General features: G+C 44.2%; 17 protein-coding genes and 1 tRNA gene. 8 read left to right on the top strand and 10 right to left on the bottom strand.

The window, feature by feature from the left end:
* Window positions 1–730: 730 nt before the first annotated feature.
* Window positions 731–931 carry a hypothetical protein gene (locus HC643_RS01095; protein WP_038080516.1) on the top strand — a complete coding sequence of 67 codons (201 nt, stop codon included), beginning with the start codon at window positions 731–733 and terminating at the stop codon, window positions 929–931.
* Between the two features lie 57 nt (window positions 932–988).
* Here the strand turns inward: HC643_RS01095 and HC643_RS41930 are convergent, their stop codons facing one another.
* On the bottom strand, window positions 989–1,120 hold the full coding sequence (locus HC643_RS41930; protein ID WP_272899684.1) for a hypothetical protein: 132 nt from the start codon (window positions 1,118–1,120) through the stop codon (window positions 989–991).
* Between the two features lie 224 nt (window positions 1,121–1,344).
* On the opposite strand from HC643_RS41930, the gene HC643_RS01090 reads away from it, so the two are divergent.
* The 5 genes from HC643_RS01090 (at window position 1,345) to HC643_RS01070 (ending at window position 5,468) form a co-directional block, all read left to right on the top strand.
* Window positions 1,345–1,415: transfer RNA gene (locus tag HC643_RS01090), tRNA-Leu, on the top strand.
* A 280-nt stretch (window positions 1,416–1,695) separates the two neighbouring features.
* Window positions 1,696–1,875, top strand: coding sequence for a YecA/YgfB family protein (locus HC643_RS01085; protein ID WP_202048570.1), 180 nt, complete (start codon window positions 1,696–1,698; stop codon window positions 1,873–1,875).
* 227 nt (window positions 1,876–2,102) lie between these two features.
* A complete protein-coding gene (locus HC643_RS01080; protein ID WP_082051565.1) occupies window positions 2,103–3,536 on the top strand; it encodes a vWA domain-containing protein in 1,434 nt (477 codons plus the stop codon).
* A 438-nt stretch (window positions 3,537–3,974) separates the two neighbouring features.
* Entirely contained in the window at window positions 3,975–4,808 is an 834-nt protein-coding gene (locus tag HC643_RS01075) for a hypothetical protein (RefSeq protein ID WP_038080511.1), read from the top strand.
* A 21-nt stretch (window positions 4,809–4,829) separates the two neighbouring features.
* Window positions 4,830–5,468: a ThiF family adenylyltransferase gene (locus HC643_RS01070; protein WP_038080509.1), complete on the top strand. Its 639-nt coding sequence runs from the start codon at window positions 4,830–4,832 to the stop codon at window positions 5,466–5,468.
* A gap of 7 nt (window positions 5,469–5,475) precedes the next feature.
* Here the strand turns inward: HC643_RS01070 and HC643_RS01065 are convergent, their stop codons facing one another.
* The 3 genes from HC643_RS01065 to HC643_RS01055 form a co-directional block, all read right to left on the bottom strand.
* Window positions 5,476–9,330: an ATP-binding protein gene (locus HC643_RS01065; RefSeq protein WP_038080505.1), complete on the bottom strand. Its 3,855-nt coding sequence runs from the start codon at window positions 9,328–9,330 to the stop codon at window positions 5,476–5,478.
* Window positions 9,331–9,535: 205 nt separating this feature from the next.
* Window positions 9,536–10,762 (bottom strand): RNA-guided endonuclease InsQ/TnpB family protein, encoded by a 1,227-nt coding sequence (locus tag HC643_RS01060; RefSeq protein WP_237265799.1) that lies wholly within the window; start codon window positions 10,760–10,762, stop codon window positions 9,536–9,538.
* 273 nt (window positions 10,763–11,035) lie between these two features.
* The gene (locus tag HC643_RS01055; protein WP_038080504.1) at window positions 11,036–12,115 is read right to left on the bottom strand and encodes a response regulator; all 1,080 of its coding nucleotides are present in this window, start codon (window positions 12,113–12,115) and stop codon (window positions 11,036–11,038) included.
* 487 nt (window positions 12,116–12,602) lie between these two features.
* Here HC643_RS01055 and HC643_RS01050 point away from each other — a divergent pair, with 487 nt between their 5' ends.
* Window positions 12,603–13,106, top strand: a complete 504-nt coding sequence (locus tag HC643_RS01050; protein ID WP_038080503.1) for a hypothetical protein — start codon at window positions 12,603–12,605, stop codon at window positions 13,104–13,106.
* A gap of 261 nt (window positions 13,107–13,367) precedes the next feature.
* Entirely contained in the window at window positions 13,368–14,162 is a 795-nt protein-coding gene (gene egtC, locus HC643_RS01045; protein WP_038080498.1) for an ergothioneine biosynthesis protein EgtC, read from the top strand.
* 104 nt (window positions 14,163–14,266) lie between these two features.
* Here the strand turns inward: egtC and HC643_RS01040 are convergent, their stop codons facing one another.
* The 6 genes from HC643_RS01040 to HC643_RS01015 form a co-directional block, all read right to left on the bottom strand.
* Window positions 14,267–15,982 (bottom strand): ATP-binding protein, encoded by a 1,716-nt coding sequence (locus HC643_RS01040; RefSeq protein ID WP_038080497.1) that lies wholly within the window; start codon window positions 15,980–15,982, stop codon window positions 14,267–14,269.
* A gap of 201 nt (window positions 15,983–16,183) precedes the next feature.
* Window positions 16,184–16,600, bottom strand: a complete 417-nt coding sequence (locus tag HC643_RS01035; protein ID WP_038080496.1) for a type II toxin-antitoxin system VapC family toxin — start codon at window positions 16,598–16,600, stop codon at window positions 16,184–16,186.
* Entirely contained in the window at window positions 16,597–16,974 is a 378-nt protein-coding gene (locus tag HC643_RS01030) for a hypothetical protein (RefSeq protein WP_038080494.1), read from the bottom strand. Before HC643_RS01030 ends, HC643_RS01035 begins: the two co-directional genes overlap by 4 nt.
* Before the next feature lie 226 nt (window positions 16,975–17,200).
* The gene (locus tag HC643_RS01025; RefSeq protein WP_038080491.1) at window positions 17,201–18,238 is read right to left on the bottom strand and encodes a hypothetical protein; all 1,038 of its coding nucleotides are present in this window, start codon (window positions 18,236–18,238) and stop codon (window positions 17,201–17,203) included.
* A 52-nt stretch (window positions 18,239–18,290) separates the two neighbouring features.
* On the bottom strand, window positions 18,291–18,545 hold the full coding sequence (locus tag HC643_RS01020) for a MoaD/ThiS family protein (protein ID WP_038080490.1): 255 nt from the start codon (window positions 18,543–18,545) through the stop codon (window positions 18,291–18,293).
* Window positions 18,546–19,113: 568 nt separating this feature from the next.
* On the bottom strand, window positions 19,114–22,620 hold the full coding sequence (locus tag HC643_RS01015) for a caspase family protein (protein ID WP_038080489.1): 3,507 nt from the start codon (window positions 22,618–22,620) through the stop codon (window positions 19,114–19,116).
* Window positions 22,621–22,641 lie beyond the last annotated feature (21 nt).

Below are 22,641 nucleotides of genomic sequence, written 5' to 3'. Positions count from 1 at the left end.
CATTTTTAATACGCTAACCTACAACTCGTCTATCTCGTTAGCGAGCATTTCCGTTCAAACAAGCTTTGTTACAAAAAGTTGCATTAAGGCTTGCCAGCCTGCACGAGTGGTTCATCAAAAAGGAACCTCTACAGGGCAAGGTGCAGAAACTCTCTCGTTAACGCAGTAGAGTCAAGTCATTCATTATGAAATTTGTAGTACCCCCTTGACATCATGTAAAACGCATACTACATTTGTAGTATAGAAAAAAAGCCTCCTCAAAAGGCAAAACAAAAACCCTTTAGAACCTTGACAATTGCATAAATCCCACTTTTGGGGCCGCGATTGGCGTTCGGCTGCTCCGAAACCAACAAACGGACGGTTGCAGCAGTCGGGTTCGATCCCCGACGGCTCCACTTGCCTCGACTTTGACTGAAGTTGCAATGGTCTAATTGAGGCAATATCTGCGGTTCTGCGCTTGGTGCAGAACGCAATTACTTGTGCCTTGGGTCTGTAGCTCTAACGGTAGAGTTCCCAGATGTTACTTGTGCCCTGACAGAAAAAGCTTACATACTAGCTCAACAGTAGAGCGATCGTCTCTAAAACGATAAGTTGCAGGTGCGATTCCTGCGTGTGTTACCACAGCTTTTTCAACTTGCATGAGGTGTGAGTGTAACTCTCACAGGGAGGGTATCGGTTCAATCCCGGTCAGATCCACTCAATAATTTGTAATTAAAAAGAGGTGATTCCAATGGTTCATATTCGATTTGAAGGACGTTCTGTTGATGTCTCAGAAACACAATTGGGAATTGCAGCTTCTATGAATGATGTGGCGGTCAAGGAGCGGATTGCTCGGCATTTAGATGTGAATAGCGATCGCCTCTCTGCTTATATAGTAGATCGTCGTCCTAGTGGGGATTTGATCGTTCGTCCTGAAGCTGTCTACGGTTGAAGATCTGAGTCTTCCGTGCCCTAACAAAAGAAGCTTACATACACATTGATAACGGTCCTAAGGTAGTAAAATTCGAGCGATCGAACAAGCGATGCAGATTTCTAAGTCTCTCGCAGACTTAGTATGCGTGCCCACTGCCAATATTTGGTAAGAGCGATCGTAGCTGTAAAAAGCTTCTTGAACTTGCACGGAATCATTAAAGATTTTATTCCGCGCCCTGACTTGTAAAGCTTACACACTGTCCGGCAACGGATTTGTAGGTTCAATTCCTACCGCTTCCACTCATGGGAGCGTAGCCTAATTGGTAAAGGCAATTGTGAAAAATGCTTTGCTAACTTGCGTGGAATTCCAATTATGTTACATCAACTTTCTAAAAACTAAAATTTCCACTTCGTGCCCCAACCGAAAAAGCTTACATACTAGCCGAATTGGAACAGGCGCTTGACTTAAAAGCAGGTAATTACGGGTTCAAATCCCGTGTATGAATCAACAGCTTTTTCAACTTGCATGAAGTGCTCTATTTATTTCAACTATGAGTTAACTGCAACTCATTGGAGGTTGCTATCGCAATCCTAAATCATTTGTAAAAAATTTGGATTGCTAATGGCTAATGGCTAATTGCTGATTGCTTTTTGACTATTAGCTATTAGCCAGTTTCTCTCAAGTAATTTTGATGTCTATTGAAGAAATGGAGGTGAGGATGATGAAGAAGATAAATTCTTTCAACATCAACAGCGATCGAGAGCCTGAAGATTTCGACAACTTTGACGATTTCTGCTTTTGAACCATCTAGTAAACGTCGGCGTGGCTACCCATCGGAAAAAGCTGTTAAACGTGGCGCTCGCCTTATTCATGGTGACAAAGAACTACAAGAAAAGCTTGGTAACAATGACCTTTGTCCTTGTGGTTCTGGTCGCTGCTTTCAAAAAGTGCTGTCGCAATAGTGGCAGATATGATGGTAGCTTACGCAACTACTACTTTCAGGGAGTAGTACCATTGATTTCGATATTTTATTAAATTTTTCAATTGGCAGTTGTTGCCGCGCCCCGATCGCAGAAGCTTACATAACTCTCCATAAGTTACAGACCATGCTTCTACAACTTGCGCGGTGATTCGATCGCCCCGCGTGCAACATCTGTCTCCTCATTCACCACAACTAGAGGAGATGACTGTGAATACCGCAGAACGTGACCTGCGCTTGGAAATGCTCAACAGTTTGCTGACAACTCCTCACCGCAAGCTAGAGCAAGTCGCAGAAATTCATAAGTTAATTGTTGAATTAGATCCGCTTTTTTACGGACACTTAGCAGTTTGGTATCAGCGTCACGGTGATGTCCGCGACCATAAGGAAGTATTTGTTGCTCACTTGCTGACCAGCAATTTAACCGAACACCGAGATGCTGGATTTGTAATGTTGCAAGAATTTCCACCCTATCAAGTGGCTCGTGTGGTGGATTTCATGAAGCAGCAGCAGAATAAATTGCCTCGTTCGGCTCGGACTGCAGTGCGGCGTTACCTGAAGGCGCGGGAGAGCAATCCGGCTCTGTTCGATCGCGCTGCACTGCGAGGTCGTAAAGCAATGAAGCACTTATATGCTTCGCTACACATTAAGCCAAATGAACGGGCAAATGCGATTTTATTCCGCGATACTCCTCCAGAGGGTTCGTTAGCAAATGTGCTGAAGCAGCTTGCGTCTTCAGAAAGTGCTGCCGAACAAGCACGGCTGATTGTGGAGTTTAACATTCCCTACACCATCGCAATTGGTGCCATCAAACAACTTACACCAGTTGTTTTGGTTGCCTTAATCAACAGCATGACTCCTCAAGAAGCGATCAACAACCTCAAGTCTCTCCAAACTAGAGGTGCAATGGAGCACCCAGAAGTCAAGAAGCTGATTGATTCTAAGCTGGAAGAAGCGTCTACGAGCGGACGTGTTGCAGCATTCAAAGCACAGATTGCTGCAAACACAGCTTCTTTAGATGCAGACACCGTTGCCCAACTGGAAAAAGTGACTAACGAGCAGGTGAAGCGGCGTGGTGTAATCGCACGTCCAACCGCCCTACTAGTGGACAAGTCCGGTTCAATGGACAATGCGATTGAGATTGGTAAGAGACTGGCTGCTCTCATCTCTGGTATCACTCAAGCTGAACTATTTGTCTACGCCTTCGACACCATTCCTTACGCTGTTACGGCAAAAGGCAAGGAGTTGACCGACTGGGAACGTGCTTTTCAGCACATTAACGCAGGTGGTAGTACTAGCATCGGTTGTGCATTGGAAGCAATGCGGAAGAAGAAGCAAGTCGTTGACCAGATAATTGTGGTGACGGATGAGGGCGAAAATACCGGTCCTTACTTCGGTGAAGTCTACAAGACTTACTGTCGGGAGTTAGCGGTAATGCCCAATGTGGTGATTGTCCGCGTGGGTACTCATTACAACTGGGTAGAAAATCAACTGAAGCAGCAGCAAGCACCCGTAGATACGTTCACTTTTGCGGGTGACTACTACAGCTTGCCAAACCTCGTTCCACTGCTCACGCGCCCCTCTCGTCTGGATTTGCTGATGGAGATTTTGGATATGCCGTTGCCTGTAAGAGACGATAAGTAGAATACATCAGGATGCGTTACAGTCACTTGTAACGCATCCCGATACTAACTCCAAAACTCTTCTAATATTATGTAGTATATTGTATTATATTAATAGCCTGCGTGCCCCAACTCGTGAAGCCTACATACTAGTACGAGAGGAAAAGTAACGCTGTCAAATACAGTGGGCGTGTGTGAACGGGGAGTGCGAAGAACCTGGGAGGTGGGCTTAAAAGTAGCCATCCTTGAAAGAGTGTGTAAAAACTTACCAGAGGAGTCCCTCTAGTAACTCAGAACACGCAATGCTCCACCAACTTGCACGCGGGAAATCATTTGTGACGTTGCTGAATTGAAGTATAAAGTTGTTCTTTCTACCTTTGCGCGAGCTTTTTATATCCTGGTTCAGCACGGCTAAAAAACTCCTCCTGTCATCTGAGCAATTTTATGGAGAGATGGTGCTATGGCTGATATCCGCAAGCTAATCAATCAAATTGCGATCGCAGAAGCACAGCTATATGCCACCCAATTCCTTGCGCCCTGTGTCAGGGGTGGACGAGTTCGCACGCGAGTAGCAGGAATGATCTATACCTTCACACCGAAGCCCAGGGAATATGAAGGTTGGGGTATTTTTCAGGCGATAGATGCTAAGACAGCAACGGTTGTGGAAGAAGCCGACTTACCCCAGGTTGCGGAATATTTGCAACACTTTCCCCAAATACGGCTGCGGTTGGCATACCAACTGCAAAGACAAACTTGGTTAGCATACCCTGTCAATGAAGTAGATATGCGTCAGCGCTTGAACTTCGTTAAACCGCTCGCAGTACATCTAGTGACTGAGGGTGTTGTTTTTGAGCAAATTATTGCCCGTTGGAACGGACAATCGTGTTGGTTTGAAGAAGTAGATCGCCGTACCGATCCGGTTATTGTAGAAACTTTGCAATCAGCTGTTAAGGAACTGACTCCTGTTGAAGAATTGCAATTCAAAGGTATGACTCCAGAAATCCGCACGCTGTATGAATTAGCGACTCGGCGTATGGAGAGCTTTGCTCAACCTCAACAGGATGAAAAGCGACTGAGAAAAGCATTGCAGATGGGTGGTGGTGAATTACGCCAATTTCAGGATCGCGGTGATTACTGGACAGTCGATTGGACAACGGCTGATGGTGTTCGCCATAGTAGTGCGATCGCTAAAGCCGATTTGACTGTTGTGAGTTCTGGTATTTGTCTGAGCGGACGCGATAGCGATTTTGATTTGCAATCTCTAGTGGGTGTGATGGAACAACAAGAGGAGTGAGTCTATTAATTACAAATTAATATGAGTATCTTTTTTCACGAACAGCTTTATCGCACGACTGGTGTGATGGCAAAGTTAAAAAACTATCCTGTAACAATTTGTGGGGCGGGAGCATTAGGAGCTAACATCACTGAAAACTTAGCTCGGTCTGGTTTTGATAAACTGACAGTGATAGATCGCGATCGCATTGAGGAGCGAAATCTTTCAACTCAGCCTTATTACCGTTCTGATGTGGGGGCGTTCAAGGCGAAGATTTTAGCTAACAATTTATATCGAGCAATTGGTACTAAAGTTAATGCTAAGACACTTGAGTTGACTTCAGCAAATACAACTCAACTCCTCCAAGACAGCCAGCTCATTGTCGATGTGTTTGACAATAGTGTGGCACGTACTGCAGTGAAAAATTATGCCGAACAATTCAGCATACCTTGTCTTCACGCTGGACTATCGGCTGATTATGCAGAAGCGATCTGGAATGACTTTTATCGCGTTCCTTCCGACGTAAATGATGATGTCTGTGATTATCCGCTGACACGAAACCTTGTGATGTTAACCGTTGCCGTGACGTGTGAAGCAATTGTTTCATTCATTACCACAGCAGAACAACGTAACTTCAGTATCACCCAAAAGGATCTGATTGTTCACTCTCTGTTTTTTTAAATCTTTCTTAAGGACTAACACCAACTTGCGGTAGCTTGACGGTAAAGGTTGCACCCAGCCCAACTCCGTCACTGCTTGCTTCTATTATACCGTTGTGCATTTCCACCAGCATCTTCGCTATCGCCAGTCCAATACCTACTCCTCCGGGTGAATGACGGCTAGGTACTTCCGCTTGAGTGAAGCGATCGAAGACTAAGGGAAGAAAATCAGGAGAAATGCCGATACCTGTATCAGTCACAGTAATTTGAACATTGAAGTCAAGATGTTCTAACCCGATGCTGACTTTTCCCCCAAAGTCCGTAAATTTGATGGCATTTTCTAGCAAGTGGCTGATGATTTGTCGCAGGCGATCGCTATCTGCTTTAACATTACACCGTGCAACATTCGATATCGCCTCGATGAGTTGAATATTCTTTGCCTTAGCTGTTTGGTGAAATGTTGTCACGACGTTTTGTAGCAGAGAAACCAAATCAACAACTTGAAATTGCAATTGTAGCTTTCCTGAAACAATGCCCGAAACATCGAGCAAATCCTTCACCAGTTTTGCCTCGATAGTTGCATTGCGTTCGATGACAGCAAGTGCCCTAGCCGCCTTAACACTGTCAAAAGGTTGATTTTGTAGTAGGCGTGTCCAACCGAGAATATTGGCTAGGGGCGCTTGCAGTTCATGAGTCACGGTCAAGAGAAACTCATTTTTGAAGCGGTTGGCAGATTGCTCAAAGCGCAGCCGTGCCAATTGAAGATGAGTTTCAACCCGTGCCATCAGTTCGCGGGCACTGAAGGGTTTGATTAAGTAATCATCCGCACCCGTTGCCAAACCTTCGACCGTTGCCTCTTCTGTTGCTCGTGCCGATAGCAAAATAATCGGAATACTTTTTGTTTGAGGATCGGAACGTAGTGCTTGCAGCAATTGCAACCCATCCATCTCTGGCATCATCACATCAGTTAGCACCAAGTCGGGTGGGTGTTGCTGAATTTGGGTGAGGGCTAGAGCGCCATTGGCTGCTGTCTCCACCTGCCATCGCTCATCCAGTAACCGCTTCAGGTAGGCACGCATATCGGGGTTGTCATCTACCAGGAGAATACGGGCAGAACTGGGCAGGGGAGCAGAGGGGCAGGGGGGCAGAGGGGAATTAAAAGCTCTTTTCTCCCCATCTCCCCATCTCCCCATCTCCCCCTCCTCCTGGGGTAGCCACCCTAACGCTTCCTCCACATAAGCACGTAGATCTGTTGCCGTTGAGGGCAAGGTTTGAGATGAGCCAATCTGTTGGGGGGGAAGATGAGCAAACCCGGTGGGAATGGATACCTGAAAGCAACTGCCTTCTCCTTCAACACTGCTGACAGTAATCGTGCCGCCATGCAGTTTAACTAACTCCTTCACCAGAGACAAGCCGATCCCCGATCCTTCAAAACTCCGCCCCCTGGCTCCTTTCACCTGGTAGAACCGATCGAACAAGCGAGGTGTTTCTGAGAAGGCAATGCCAATGCCCGTGTCTTGTACAGTTAACTCAACCCAATTACCAGCCCGCCTTAAGCGGACTGCAATCTCGCCTGCAAAGGTAAATTTAAACGCATTCGAGAGCAAATTGAGGACGATCTTTTCCCACATAGAGCGATCGATATATATTGGCTCTGGTAAGGGTGGGCAATCAATTACCAGTTGCAAGCCTGCTTGCTTGATGGCTGACTCAAATGAACTCGCAAGTTCTGTCGTCAAGGTTGCGAGATCTGTCGGCTCATAGACTGCCTGAATGCGCTCGGCTTCGATGCAGGAAACGTCAAGCAAAGTATTGACGAGCTTCAGCAGCTTCACCGCGTTTCGGTGCGCCAATTGCAGTTGCGATCGTTGGGCGGAACTGGGGGGATGTGCCAGATCGTTCAAGGTCTCTTCAATCGAACTCAGCAACAGAGTCAGAGGAGTGCGAAACTCATGACTCACATTACTGAAAAATGCCTGCATTGCGTCTTGTGCGCGTTGGCGCTCGTCTTCGGCACGCTTCCGTTCCGTGATGTCGGTGAACAGCACCGCGACGCGGCGGCTTCCCGGATCGCCCAGCCGAAAGACGTTGAGGTCGAAGACCCGGTTTAGGGTGTCCTCCGTCATCTCAATGCGTACCGCCTCGCCCGTCTCGGCTACTTGGCCGTAGATCCCCACCCACTGAGGGTTCGGCGTGCCGAGGATCTGGGTTGCCGTTCTGCCGACGGGGTACTCCATCCCGGTGTGCTTCACGAAAGCGGGGTTCACTTCTAGGAAGAGGAAGTCGCTCCAAGCACCCTCCTTGTCAGGGATGACCTTAACAACGGCGTATGCTTCGTCCATTGAGTTGAACAGCGAACGGTATTTTTCTTCCGAGTCGCGCAGAGCCTCTTCGGCGCGGGCACGTTCGATGCGGATGTAAATTCGCTCGGCGAGTTCCCGAATCAGCTCGACTTCATCAGAGCGCCACTCGCCCGAAGAGGAGCGTGCGATGGTTAACAAAAATTTCCAACACCCGTCTTTGAGGTAAGGCGCGTCAACAATCGAACCGAAGCCAAGCTCGTCCCACATTTCCAACTTCGGGTTGAGCATCGAATTAGTCCGCGTATCGTTGATAACTGAGAGCTTACCTGCCGCGTAATGTCGCCTGCCTTCTTCGTTCAGGAAAGCCGAGATGCGGTGTGCGCCGAATAAGTTGGGCATAGAGTCGTCGCGCCTCCAGGCATAGATGCACTCGATGAGATCGGCTTCCTCATCAACGATGGAAAAATTGCAGCGCGAGAGATTGAGAAAATCGGCTAGCCGTTTGCCGACCCGCTCCATAATCTCCTCGGCGCTCAACAGGGGTGCAAAATCCGCGCTCGTCTCGGCTAAAAAGGCGAGGTTCGCTTCCGTGCGTTTGCGATCGGTGATGTCCCGGAAAAGAACTGCGACACGGCGCAGCGTTTCGTCGCCGAGGCGCAAAATTTCAATGTCGAACCAACGGTCAAACGCGGGGGAGTGCTGCTCAAGTCGCTCCGATTCACCTATGGCAACGATTCTTGCAAAAAGGTCGTTCCAGGATTGTTCGACGAACGGCAGCACATCGCTTGCCAATCTACCCCGCGCATCGATTAAGCCTGCGTGTTTTTCCAACGCCGGATTCGCTTTAAGGATTTGATGGTCAACAGGCTGTCCGTCTGAGTCATACAACACTTCGATGCTGCAAAAGGCTTCGTCCATCGAATTTAACAGCGTGCGGTATTTTTCTTCCGAGACGCGCAAAGCAATTTCCGCTCTTGGGCGATCGCATAGTGCAGTTTGTCGCAACTGGCTTTGTTGCTGATTTATCAACAGTGCAGCAGCAGTAAAGTCTGCTAAACTCGTCATCACCCGCACATCTTCACTGTCAAATCGCCGCTCAAGGGAGTGCGACATAATCCAGATCGTGCCAAGGGCACGATCTGGAGCAATCAACGGTAGTATTAATGCTTCAACGATAGAAATATTCGCTACCTGTAAATCAGTAAAATAGCGTTCGGGATAGGAATAAAGCACGGGAGTACCGCGTTCCAGGCAAACTCCACTGGGACTAGAGTTGCGCTTTGTAGTGCTGCCTGCATACTGTGCTAATGTTCCTGCTAATACATGAGTCCGAAAAACCTCTTCCCCACTTGGTGCTATCTCTAGTAAATTTATCCCTGCACTTTCAGCAATGCATAATTTTAATGCCATGTCAACTATACTTTGATGCATAGTTTGTGGCTGATTTACCAACTGCCGCGCCAACCTCTGCAATGCTTGATTTTCCAAGAGAAAATCCGCAGTCCGAGGGTTTCTCCGGGACAGTTCTTCAGTGATGACAATATCCTCTATGGTAATTGTTTCTCTTTGAGGTCGGTGCATCGCCTTTACTGGTCGATTTAGTGGGTAGGCGCGATCGCTGATAATTTAGCGCGAGCGAAATTTTAGAACAATGCTCCTCCTTTATTTTGACATCCTCCCACGGCTAAAGCACGTGGGATTCCCAAAATCACTTCTGAGAGTTCCTCTTTCTTCGACCCGACTTATTCTGAGGAGTTTCCTCACCCTTATGGGTTCGCCACTTGCTTCAACGGGGGGAACCCTCCGCAGTTGCTCCTCTTGGGCAAAGCCCAAGACCGCACTGCTCACCGCAACGCAGTGGCTCACCAGAACAGAGGTCGATGTCTCCAGAGGCGATTAACGTTCCCGTGTGCCCCACGGTACGGAGTCCTATCTCAAGGATGTTGCGAGCTGCGTTGTGGTCTCTCCCCTGAATGTGGAAACAATGGGGACAGATATGGGTTCTAGTAGAAAGAGTTTTCTTGACTATCTCGCCGCAATTCGAGCATTTTTGAGATGTCCTATGTGGAGGCACAGCGACTGTTGCAACCCCAAACACCCTTCCAAAATACTCAACCCATTCTCTAAACTGCGTCCATGCAGCATCGCTAATACTTTTAGCAAGATGGTGATTCTTTACCATGTTCCGAACCACTAAGTCTTCATAGGCTACCAAGTCTTTAGACAGGACTACGCACCTTGCAGCTTTTACCGCAAAGTCTTTACGTTGCCTACTTACCTTTAAATGCTTTCTTGCCAATTTATTTCTTGCCTTCACGCGGTTTTTAGACCCTTTTTTGGTTCTAGATAACTGTCGTTGAAGGCGTTTTAATTTCTTTTCGGATTTACGTAGATGACGGGGATTTTCAACCGTAGTCCCATCACTATCAGTATAGAAATGAGTTAGTCCAACATCTAGCCCAATAGTTTTACCAGTTGGTTCGCGTTTCTCTAGGCGTTCAGAGTTAATACAGAATTGGCAATAATACCCATCTGCTCGACGCACTACCCGCACTCGCTTAAACTGCTTTAACTGATAAAAATGTAGGTCGCGTGTTCCCCACATCTTGAATGTTCCTGCTTTAAAACCATCAGTGAATGTGATGCTTCTTCTGTCTTCAGATAACTTCCATCCCGTAGTTTTGTACTCTACAGAACCATGTGTCTGTTCTTTTTTAAAGCGTGGAAAACCTTTCTTGCCCGGTCTCTTTTTCTTACAGTTGTCGTACCGAGAAATTGCACTCCATGCACGTTCGCCACTAGCTTGTCGTGCCATAGAATTTAAACGATCGGCAAACTCAAACTGTTGAGCAAGGATAGCTGTATATGCACTAATTTCGTTCTTCCCTACTCCACGGTTATCCATCCAGTACCTGATACACGAGTTCCGAATAAACCGAGCAGTACGAATAGATCCATCAAGTTTTTGATACTGTTCGTCATTTCCTTCTAACTTGGCTTCAAATACTAACATGGATAACCTCACCTCCTTAATGTAAATCTTACTGTGCTTATTTATAGTATAAGATTCACACTGGCAATCCCAATTTCAGATAAATTTGACAGCAGCTAAAGCTGCAACGCATTCATGAGCGAAAATGCGGTGTGGCTTTGCCTCCCGCATTATTCGCGTCCCACACCCCTAGAAGGGGTGGGCTTTCTGCTTCAATCGCTGTAAAGTCTCTACAATTTGAATTCCCTTTTCTCTCCCTGCTTCCCTACTACGTCCATCTCAAGGTGCTCGCTTTTAAGCTCGCCCGGCAAGCTGTGCAATCATTGCAATTAACTCCATTGGTTCAGCAAGTTTATGCAAGTGCGATTGAAAACCCGCTTTGAGTGCTTTTGCTCGGTCTTCTGCAAGATAAGCTGTCAAAGCAGCAGCAGGAATGTGCCATCCTTTCTCTGTCTCCAGTGCCCGTACTTTCTTAATCAAAGCATAGCCATCTTCATCCGGCATTCTGATGTCACTGAGTATCACATCGGGACGCGTTCGCCCTTTAGGCGGCTCCTCCTGAGAGTATTGCTCTAGCAGTTCGAGCGCCTGAGCCACTGAGGCAACTGCTGTCACATATATCCCATGCTGCTCCAGTACTGCGGTGATAAACTCGCGAATATCAGCTTCATCATCTACAAACAGTACCTGCAAACCATCGAGCGAGTGAGGGAGCGAGACAACTTCTGCTTCTGGTACCAAGCGTTCGGTCACAATTGCTGGTTGTTGTTGATTCAAGTTCTTGTACTCGGTCACATCCCAGATAGCTATTTGTAGGGAAACTAGCAATCCGGAAGAGTCACGATCGGGTGCTACCATCAGTACTGCATTAAAAGGTTGACTGCCACGCGGGCACATAGTTATTTCCCACTCTTGCAAAGAAGAACACGCAGAAGACAACTTATTGAGTTTGCTACGAAAAACCGAACGTTCTATTTCGTGTACGTAATTGACTAACGGTTTGCTTACCAGAAAGTTGGGCAATACGTTAAATAGTGCTCCCGCAGCACGGTTAGCTTCTAGAATGATTCCTTGAGCATTTGTGAGTAAATACGCATTAGGTGCAAACTCGAATAGGTCGTGATAACGCTGATGTTGTTTTGCCAGGTACTCATTCTGCTCTAGCAGATCTTCCTGAATCACCTCCATAGTTTCTAAGTTTGCCTGCATTTCCTCTTGAAATAACTGCAGATTATCTAAAGAGGTGGCAATTTCCTCCATTGCTGACGCTAAGAGTTGCTGTTGGTTTGTTGGTACTAACACAATATATTCGTACAGCGCCTCTATCTGCTGACGGATAAAAATTAGATACTGAGTAAATTCTTCTTCGCTCACAACGCAAAACTACCGCTTATTTCTTTAAAAATAGAGTCAAGACACGAGTTTTATAGGAGAAAAATTCACACTGGAAAATTATTCGTGGCATAACCCTCTTTTATCACTTTCAGAAGAGATACTCTAGAATGCTTACAGCGTAAGGCTTTTCCTAAAAAACTTGATTTTATCCCAGTTTGTTAGAAAATAATCGCTCAAATTTCCGCTCTATCTAGAGTTGAAAATTTGACTCTTATTTTTCTTTTCCCAGAGTAACAGAAGAAGGATAAATTGCAGCATCCCTTTTTCCCTACCATCATTATATGTTATGTGGATGAATAACACTGTAATATAGTTGTGTGTTGTGTTGTGTTGCAAAAACTGAATTAAGGGGGTAGCAGTCAGCAGATTTGCTATGATTCATCAGCCCGTCCCGATCGCAAGGGTTTAATTAGAGTAGATAGCAATCTTGTGATACAAATGATACAAAGCATAGAGCTATCGGTAAATGAAACTAAAATTGGCAAGTCTCACAGGAGTACTCTTATTGGTATTAAATTTAAGCGCTCATGCACAAAGCAAAAGATTGGTATCTGAGGGCGCTCGCCAGGGGGTGACATGGAAAGTCTATCTCTTGAACAAGCAACTTACTAAGACTGTAAAATTAAACGGTGAAACTAGGCGACTGTATCTAGCGAATGTAGAAGTCTCTAACAGTTATAGTGGGGTTTCTAGAAGAACTGACCTGATTCAATGCTCTACCTCTAGACCATTTGTAGCATTTAAGGATAACGCCATCCCTGACTCAGCAATAGTTCATTATATTAACCCAGGAGGTGAAACATTTGGGTACAACGCTGACAGTCACTGGGAATACTGGGTGGTTTGCCACGAGCTATGGCAACCGCAGGAACAGGATTTGACATCTAGAGCAAAGCAGTTGGGGTATTCGATGAAACTAAAAAGCGAACAGGTAGAAGTTCCAGAAGATATCATGCCGTATCTTAAATAACGGTGAGTTCGGTGCTGCGTTAATTGACTGTGTTCCCGACTTCTTATTTTCTATACTGGAGTTTCGCGAGAACGAAAACTGGTGAAACCTTCAACGGATAATTTAAGCGTTCGCGAAGCGGCTGCTTTGCAGCATTGTAGAGGGTGCTTTAGCAGCAAATCCCCCCTATGTCAGATAGCACATAAAATTTCGTTTGCTAAATTTTTATGTACTAACATTACGTTAACGAAGTACATCTAGCTATATTGAGCTGTTTTTCTGATGTGTAGATTAGTTGGCTACCTTGGTAATAACATCCGATTAGATGAGTTACTCTACCAGCAAGAGCATTCGCTCTACAACCAAAGTTACAACCCTCGCGAATTAAACTCAGGAGTCGTTTGTGCAGACGGGGTAGGTGTAGGTTGGTACGATGAAAGCGATCGACCATTTGTTTATCGGAACACTATCCCCATGTGGAACGATTCCAACCTGAAAGAGTTGAGCCACTACGTACAATCTTCTTGTGCAGTAAGCTATGTCCGACTTGCAGGAATGGGGGAATCGCTCGATATTAGCAACTGTCAGCCCTTCCGCAGTGGCAAGTTGTTGTTTGTGCATAATGGCGAGATAGCAAACTTTCAACAGACGCTCTACAGACCGATACGTGACAGTCTTTCTGATTCCACATATCGTTTAATTAAGGGTATGACTGACTCGGAACACATCTTCGCCCTACTGGTGGAAATGTGGCAGTCGTCTCCAGATAGCACTCTGTTGTCTGCCTTACGTGCGACACTGCAAAAATTGACAGACTTGGCTAAAAAATACGACACCAGCTTTAGTGCCAATGTTATCGTCAGTGATGGTCGATCGCTTGCAGCAAGTCGCTATGCCTACCGCATGGAAGCTTCTACTCTTTATTGGTCTTGCAATGATGCGAAGCACCCAACCCAAGTTATTGTTGCCTCAGAACCCTTATCTGACCAAAATTGGACGGCTTTTGCTGACCACAATACGCTATTTGTTCCTGCAGAGTCATTGCAGCCAACCACTAGCCGATTAACCGCTTGTTAAGTGCTACGTTAATGTCTCAAGGATAATTTATAAGCAAAAACAGCAAATCAAGAAAAAGGAAGCAAGATCGCTAAGAAGTCAGGGTGCAAGGCATTGCGCCCTGACTAAAATTCAATATCATCGTCCTCATCATTAGTTGCAACTTCACTATCACGAGTTGCATAAGGAGGAAAGGGAAAATTAATCAGAATTGGAGATGGAACTTCAGGCTGGTGAACAAACATAGTTCCAGATTTTAAGAGGAGCGATCGCTTGCGACAACCTCCAGAGAGAAAGTTATATTCTGCACTTTCAGCTTCTGCAGAATCGAGTCTACCAACAACGCGAATTGCCGCTTGTCCTACAACACGACGCTCAACCTCTGAGGCTGTTTGCTGTGCGCCTATCAAGATGATTCCCAAAGAACGACCCCGTTCTGCAATTTCCACAAGCAAATTTTTAATGGGACTCCGCCCTTCACGAGGAGCATATTTATTCAATTCGTCAAGAACTATAAAAACAACCGGATATTGTCCCCGCTTTTCCTTTTCGGCAAATAGTCTTTGTAAAAGTATTCCAACAACAAACTTTTGTGCTTTTCCGCCTATCTTATTAATATCAACAATCGTTATTTGATGCGAGGGTGATAGAGGATCGAGTTGATATTTGGCTATTTGTTCGGGAGGCAAATCTCCGCGAATTAAATGCCCTATCTCATCTCGTATTCCCCACAAGCGACGTATTAAAGCCTCAGCAGTGGCGTTGGTATTTCGTCCCAACCAACTGTTATCTTCATTTTCAACCAACTTATCTTCTAAAAATTCAATTAATTCTCTAAATGTTGTGACTTTTTTCTTCTCTGGCGAGCCATAAGGTTCTACATCTAGATGCACTCCAAGCTTGCGGTTATTTTTTTTATCTGTTTTATCGTTATCTTCAGCAATTCGGGCTAACTTTTCCTCTACAATAGAAACTAAAAAACCTAAATTTCCCCTTTCTAAATCTTCCCCAGCAAATAGGAAACTGAAGAGGCGATCGCGACACAATTCCCTCAAACTCCACAAATAAACTGAAATATTATCAGCCCGTTGTTCTAAATGCGGATCTACATCATGGCTGCCTTTTCTTGGTGCAGCACAAAAACGCACATCTTTAAATGGTTCTGCTGGTATTCCCAATATATTATATTGTGCTAAATCCTGTTCTTTCAACTTAGCATTTTGCTTATCTATAAAAAACAAATCCTCACCTTTGACATTAAAAATCAAGGCTTTGGTATTAGCACGATGGTAACCTAAAGCAGCAGAGTGAAAAATTCCGTGAAGTAAAAATAAAGCATAAGATGTTTTTGTCGCTACCCCAGATACACCAGAAATATTAATATGTGCGCCTTTTGTGCCATCAATAAATTCATAGTTAAAATAAGCTGGGCTGCTGTTACGCATTGTACCTGCGGGGATGCGTTTTTCCATGCCATCAAAATGCAAAGCACGTTTTAATTCTTCATCAACAGCTAAATGAACTGTATCCCCCGGTTGTGGTGGCAAATATTCTTCTGGTTCAATGCGCGTCACTTGAATATGAGCAGCATAGGAAACATTCACAGGCAAACTACCATTTTTTGCCAAGAAAGTATCTGTATCAAACTGAGTTCCTTCATGTAAGGTGCGGACATAATCAACCACACCATAAAATTTGACAATACCACTCCCATCAGGACGGTGAGTTTGCACTTCCACCACATCATCAAGGCGCAAAACTTGACCGGGCGATACTGCAACCCAAAATTCCAAGGGGGTTGCTTCCTGAGTACCGAGGATAAAACCGACGGGAGTTGTCATGGCAAAACCCCCACAGACGCTAAAAAGTTTTGTACGCGTCGTTCGAGTGGAATAGCATCACCCATCATAAATATCACCTGCTACGTAGTAAGTAGGGGCGCGGCGGCTTTGCACCCGTATAGTAGTTAGAGATTGTACCAATACTAACTAGGTTTTGCCTTTTTTGCCTCCCCTGTGCCTCTATATCCCCTGCTTATTACTTTACAAAGTCCAATTTTCTAAAAATAAATTGGAGACTTGAGAAAAATCTTGATTGTTGCGTGTGACCAGAATTTTATTCATAGAAAGCGCAATCGCAGCAATCCTTAAATCTTGACGACCAACTTTGAGCTTTTGATGGATGAGATCTGTATATATTTCTTGTGCTTCAGTAGTGAAACTTAAGACATTGAAACTTTTCAAACTATCAAATGTTACCTGTAGCTTTTGATAAGCCGAGGCTAATTCATTAGAAGCAGCTCGTCGAATGACTTGAAATCGCCCACGCATCTGTTCTTCAACTGTAATAATTGTAATCGCAATTTCGTTAGATTCAACACTATTTAGGCGACGAACAATTTCTAAATTCCCTCTTTGAAACAGAGAAACACAATCGGTATCAAGAATCCAAATGCTCAACTTGCATCCCTCTCAAGATTGAAATCTTCTATATTAAGAGCAGCATCTAATTCCTGACGATACTCCTGAATATACTGCTGAACTGTGTCAAAGTCCGGATCGTCTTTGAACACGCCTGCAAATTTCATCCAAGGTCTTTCAGATTGCTCAGCCTGCGGTAATTGGATTTCCATCGTAATGACTTCAATTTTGTTCTTATGCTGAGCCACGAGATCCTTCAGTATTGCAAGTGCCTGCTCGCGATTCGTAGCTTCGACACGATACTGTGGAAGTTCCAAAATAGATGCGATCGCGCTACCATCTTCTCTAGTTTCCAGTACAATATTTATCTTTGAATTAGTAGTTTGTGATGTTACTAAAGTGCTGCTTTCCATAAAGTTTGAACTCTCACTTATCTATTAAGATAATAGCCTTAGTATTGCTGCTCTAGCTCAGTTTAGTTTACTAATTATACCAAAAAAAAGATTCGTAAGACATTATTGCCAGACCAGACATAAATTAAAAGGGCGCTTATTGGTGATGGTATTGAATTTGAGCGTTAATTTCAAAAGATAGTTAAAGAATCTTTTGTTTGAATAATTGTTGAAACGACATTTTCAGTCAATAGCGTATTGGCAAAACTCCTACAGACGCTAAAAAGTTTTGTACGCGCCTTTTGATCAGAATAGCATCACCCATACGCCGCCCCAATTCTCGTTCGAGTGCGCCAACAGGAGTGAGGTTTTGTGGGGCGCGGGGGTCTTTGTAAGGATAGGAAGCGTATTCAGGAATGAGATAGGCGGTTTGATCCGCGATTGTCTGGGCTGTTGTCAGAGGAATATCGCTGGACAATTCCAATCTCACAATTCCGTGTAAATTGTGGTAACCAAAACGATCTGAAGAGGTTTGAGCGTGACCGGATTTCAGATACCAACTCCAGTGGGGACGGTTTTGTTCTTTTATTAAAAAAATAGGGGTACGTTCTCCCGGTTTCAATTCCCACAACAGGGCTGCATATTTTTCACTTAGATAATTTTTATGCATTGTCTTAACATAGCCCACTGTGAAATTCAAGGAGTTATAAGGTAACCGCCCGTCACGAACGATTAAGGTATTTGGGTTAAGAGTAAACTGTTGGGCTGCGAGAAGTGCTTCTGTCTTAAGCATGATATTCTGAACCAGATTTTTGGGAACATTGGGATTGTTTTCTACGTAGGGATCGACTGGTTCGTAAATTAACTGTGCTTGACTTCCCAAAGGACAAGGAATTCGGGTTTCTGGTGCTTGTTGGTTTCCTCCAAACCCAATTATACGCCGGATATGAAACTGGGAACAGGTAGCTGTACTGGTTTTTCTATCCACTAGGACAGCACCTACTGCTATTGTTCCAAAAGCTCCATAAGCAATGGTATTCCCGCTACCACCGATAAGAGTCGCATCGATACGACGGCGACCATCTATAAATATAAGTCGTTCGGGTAACGTAGGTTGCGGTCGTACTCTAGAAAACTTTGTCCAGTCTGCTGTTTCTACAGTTGGATCTACCTCGCTTTCAGTTAACGCCAGTTCTTCTATATCTATTGGGGAGTCGTAGTTGTTAGCCCAAGGCTCAAGCCTAAAGTTATTTTGCTGCCAAAATTCATTGTTGTCATGTGTCATTTGTCATTGGTCATTAAGTGTAACTTATTCTCCCTTATCTTCCAGCACTGATTCACCCGCCGCTGACAGGAGGAATTAACACCACTTCGTCACCATCATTTAAGATAGTCTCTGGGTCTGCAAATTGGAGGTTTACCCCAAATCGAGTGATATCCCGTAATTGAGAAAGTTTGGGATGTTCCGCAATTATGCGATCGCGAACTGCTGCAACAGGTGTACTTTCTGGAAATTCTAGCAACAATTCTGGCACACCGTATGCTTCTTGGTAAGCAGCAAATAGTTTGACGGTAATTGTAATTGTAGACATGGATTCATTGAACCAAGCTTTATAGCTTGGCGTAATTCAGCTAGTGTTATTAATTATCATAGACTGTAGTGTTGTAGGTTAAAGTCAAGTAATTCAAATGCTCCCTTGCTGCACCTCCTAAGAGAATGTTTTAAAAGTAGTAGCTGAGGAATTTAAAACTTTAGATCCCCCTAAATCCCCCTTAAAAAGGGGGACTTTAAGAGTATTTCATCTCTAAAAAGGGGGACTTTAAGAGTATTTCATCTCTAAAAAGGGGACTTTAAGAGTATTTCACCCTTAAAAAGGGAGATGAGTGAAAGTATTTCCTCTTTTGTAAGCTACGGTAGTGTACAGATCTCTAGAAAAGAGATGAAACATCGTAAAAAGGGAGAATTGGAATGAAGTTCCCCCCTTTTTTAAGGGGGGTTAGGGGGGATCGAAACCGCTTTTAATGCACTATATAAGACTTGTGTACACCACCGTAGCTTTTTAAAGGGGGCTGGGAGAATCTTGTACAATGCTAAACTCTACAAATATCCTCCGAATTCATCTTTAAAAACCTCTATTCAAGAAAGTCCAACACTGAGATTTACACCTCCTCACAGAGCGCCTTTACCAAAGCGTCCAAACCAGATTGGGTGGTGAAGTAAGTTACATGGTCGCAAGTCGCATCTGGAGATAGAATTCTGGGCTTGGGAGAGCGGTTTTCACTCACGCTTTTAATACTTTCAAGTGTCACCGCTATATCATTTGGTTGTTGGAAGAAGACTAGATTGATGACATTCTCTCGAGCCGAGCCAAATAATTTCCCCATCAGTCGCTTTATCGCACTTGATTGTTTTCCGGAGTCGGTTTGTAATGCTTCTGGTTTAATTGAGCGATCGCCTGCAATGATGGTATACCGCACGTTAGGATCTGGATTGGTAGCAATGCTTTGGATAAAATTGCTCCTCGGGCTCATCTGTTCTACAGTCTTAATGTTGGAATCCACAAATTTTAAGATTCCAGCAATAGCAACTGCAGGCCAAGCTACCGAAGAGAGTTGGTTTAATCCAATTCCCAAAGCGGCAAAAGCCCAATCTTGAACCGTTGGCCAAGGAGAACCTCCATTAGGTGTACCCAACATCACTAAGTGTTGAACAATTTTATTACCACCTTCTTTTTCAATGAAGGTACGGGATATTAAGCCCCCCATGGAATGAGCAACAATATCTAATTGTTTGTCGTGGTTTGCTGTTAATCCAATTTCTTCTAATCTTTGCTTGAGAAGTTTGGCATTTTCTTCGATAGTCGTATTGAGATTTTCGTAATCAAAAGCGAGAATTAAGTCATATTTATCTTGCAATGTTTTTTGTTGTCCGTTTTCTGTCAACTTTGCATTCTGAGTGCTTTTCACTGCCGTTTCTGTATCGCCAATGATACCATGGATATAAAGTAAAATCTTCTTAGCTTCGGTAACTTTTGCCGTGATGATTGCCTTATCCGCTTGATAAGATACACGTCCATCTGGTAAAACTTCCGCACTTCTTAACAAGGGATAAACAAATTTTTGTCCGAAAGGTTGAGTCACCATTTTTTGGAAGAGAATCTTAATTGAACCTTGCAAACTCCGGCTAGTAGCTATTGGTTCGGGTAAGCGTTCTAAGGTAATTGCTGTCTTACCATTTTCTGCCTTAGCTGTGCCTAAAGGTAAGAAAAATTCTCCATCATAAGCGAGTGGCAAAACATATTCGTTTGATGACAATGACTTGTCAACGACTATCTTGATAGGATTTTCTGGCGTGACGCTTTCGTGATTTTGTACGCTAGTGATTTCCAAAACACTTAATTTAGAAAGACCGCTACGAGTGGTGTTAAATTCAAAGGGTTGAAACAGATTTGGAGCTTTTATAAGAATGGGTGGGAGTAAATTACTGTTAGCATCCCGGCTGTTTGGTGGTAAGGAGTTGATTTCAACTTTTCCTTGAAAACTCGAGTTATTGTGCAGTACAACACCCGGTTGTAGAGTTGTGGGTTCAGATGTTTTAATCTCCACTCCACTTGGTGGTTTTACAACCGTCAGTTTAACTTCCTTCGTCATCCAGTTATCAATCAGGTCAGCGTCTCTTAAGCGTGCTTCACGAGAATATACGTTGTTCATTAAACAATTGAGAGTTCCTGACAATCCTGTAGAGCCAGCCCCTACCAAACGATCTTTAGGAGGTGGAGTATCAAGCCCTTTTTGTGTGAGCAAACTCGCATTGAAATCTCTGGTACTGACAATTAACTTGAAAACCTCATTGTATTCAGTAACACCACTATTTAAGTATTCTATAGGCATATTTAGTGCTAAGGAGCGGCTCATTTTACTGGACAACATAGGGTCATCACTCGATTTTTTCGATAAAAGTATACTACCTTTCTCTATGAATAATGGAGGAGTACCTATTGAATAGTTACCTGCTAATTCTACTATTTGAAAGTAAATATCTTGGTCGCTATGATTCGTTACTTTGATTTTTATGCCTGGTGATATCCACTGCTTATTTTTGAAACTATACTCTGCACGCAAATCGGAAGTCGCCTGTTTTGAGGAATATTCTTGACCATTAAAGATGACGATCACTTCCATCTCCACATCCTCAGGTTGAATTTGGCTGGTGGGTGGAGTTTTCAATTCTAGAACATTCGCCCAACGCACAACGTGTTCTAATCGTTTGATGATTTGCATTGCACGTTGCTGAGTGTATCCTTGGTTATCTGGTATTAGTGGAATCGGTGCGACTATCGACTTGCGATCGCTAGCTTGTTTAATCCAGTATTGACCCTGATGTGCTTCTAGCTCGTAATTCGCATCTTCAGATGATTCTGCTTCTCGAATCAACAAAGATGCTTCACCTTGCTCGACTGTCGCAAGAGATGTTCGAGCCAGTTCTATACCTCGAGCGTCCCCCACGAAATTGACTTTTAATTGTGGGACAGGTACGCTGATTATAACTGCCCAGTAAGGTTCTTCAAAAGATATTTCGCTGCTATCAGTAATGAATTCAACTTTGCTAACTTCTGTCAAGACCGTAGTAACGACAGCGTGACAAATGGCATGGGAAATATCGCTCAACTGTTCTGGTGGGGTTCCCTGGGGGAAAATGGCTAATACAGTCTCTCCTTCTGTGGCTGGGCGAATACCGTGTAAAGCACCAGCGTTAATGACCCAATCATCATAATCTTCAGTATTATAAGTTAGGGTAAAGTAATTCAATCGCTCACCTGCTGCACCTCCTAAGAAAGTTTGTCTTAAATCCTCTGCAGGTGCTTCTATCTGGGGTGATTGATCGTTGACCTTACTGAGGATCAAAGCGTTGATATCTTGCACTAAATCTGCATAGGATAGTCTACCATGAGTGCGTTGCAACGCCTGGGTGAAAAAGTAAGAAAAAGCACCACGTGGTTTATTACCTTCACCTCTGTGCTCTTTTGCTGTTTGATGGGAACGACAAGCCGCGATCGCAACATGTCTTGGTAACACATAGCGATCGCTCACACGGTATTTCAGCCATTCTTCGGGAAAAATAAAATCTTTTAAATCCCTTGCTCGTCCATCTGCTGAGGTTTGACGTTCCACCACTTTTGGATCTCGGGTTGCTGTACCGGAGTGACAGCAATCTAGAACAATGAGGATATGTGGATTGTTCTTTGCAACTATCTCGATGAGATAGTTTAATTCCTTGTCTGCTAAGTCACGACCTTCTTTTGTGCGGCTATCATAACAAACTAAGGTTTCAATTTGACGGTCTGAGTCTTTCATGCGAAACACATCTGGTGCTGGTTCAAAGGAACCATGCCCTGCGTAGTAGAATAAGACTACGTCATCACTACCTGCTTGAGACAGGTGTTTTTGAAAGCCGTCGATAATTGCTTGACGTGTTGCCAATTCATTGGTGAGTTTCCAAGGAACCTCTGATTCTACTATTTCCCACTTCCCCTCACTAGCAATTCGTTTCCGTAAATATTCTTCTATTGCTTCAATATCGTTAACACAACCGCTTAAATTGTTGACTCCTGATTCTGGATGATATTTATCAATACCAGCAAGTAAGGCGTAAATTTTTTGAGTCATAGATATTGACCTTGTAAAAGC

Origin of the sequence: Tolypothrix bouteillei VB521301 (genome assembly GCF_000760695.4) — a bacterium.
Classification (GTDB): Bacteria; Cyanobacteriota; Cyanobacteriia; order Cyanobacteriales; family Nostocaceae; genus Scytonema; species Scytonema bouteillei_A.
This window is presented reverse-complemented; position numbering and strand designations above follow the sequence as displayed.

Bases quoted from the DNA above. Each gene is read 5' to 3' on its own strand.
- HC643_RS01095 (WP_038080516.1), top strand. From the start codon at position 731: ATGGTTCATATTCGATTTGAAGGACGTTCTGTTGATGTCTCAGAAACA.
- HC643_RS01075 (WP_038080511.1), top strand. From the start codon at position 3,975: ATGGCTGATATCCGCAAGCTAATCAATCAAATTGCGATCGCAGAAGCA.
- HC643_RS01070 (WP_038080509.1), top strand. From the start codon at position 4,830: ATGAGTATCTTTTTTCACGAACAGCTTTATCGCACGACTGGTGTGATG.
- HC643_RS01065 (WP_038080505.1), bottom strand. From the start codon at position 9,330: ATGCACCGACCTCAAAGAGAAACAATTACCATAGAGGATATTGTCATC.
- HC643_RS01060 (WP_237265799.1), bottom strand. From the start codon at position 10,762: ATGTTAGTATTTGAAGCCAAGTTAGAAGGAAATGACGAACAGTATCAA.
- HC643_RS01050 (WP_038080503.1), top strand. From the start codon at position 12,603: ATGAAACTAAAATTGGCAAGTCTCACAGGAGTACTCTTATTGGTATTA.
- egtC (WP_038080498.1), top strand. From the start codon at position 13,368: ATGTGTAGATTAGTTGGCTACCTTGGTAATAACATCCGATTAGATGAG.
- HC643_RS01040 (WP_038080497.1), bottom strand. From the start codon at position 15,982: ATGACAACTCCCGTCGGTTTTATCCTCGGTACTCAGGAAGCAACCCCC.
- HC643_RS01030 (WP_038080494.1), bottom strand. From the start codon at position 16,974: ATGGAAAGCAGCACTTTAGTAACATCACAAACTACTAATTCAAAGATA.
- HC643_RS01025 (WP_038080491.1), bottom strand. From the start codon at position 18,238: ATGACACATGACAACAATGAATTTTGGCAGCAAAATAACTTTAGGCTT.
- HC643_RS01020 (WP_038080490.1), bottom strand. From the start codon at position 18,545: ATGTCTACAATTACAATTACCGTCAAACTATTTGCTGCTTACCAAGAA.
- HC643_RS01015 (WP_038080489.1), bottom strand. From the start codon at position 22,620: ATGACTCAAAAAATTTACGCCTTACTTGCTGGTATTGATAAATATCAT.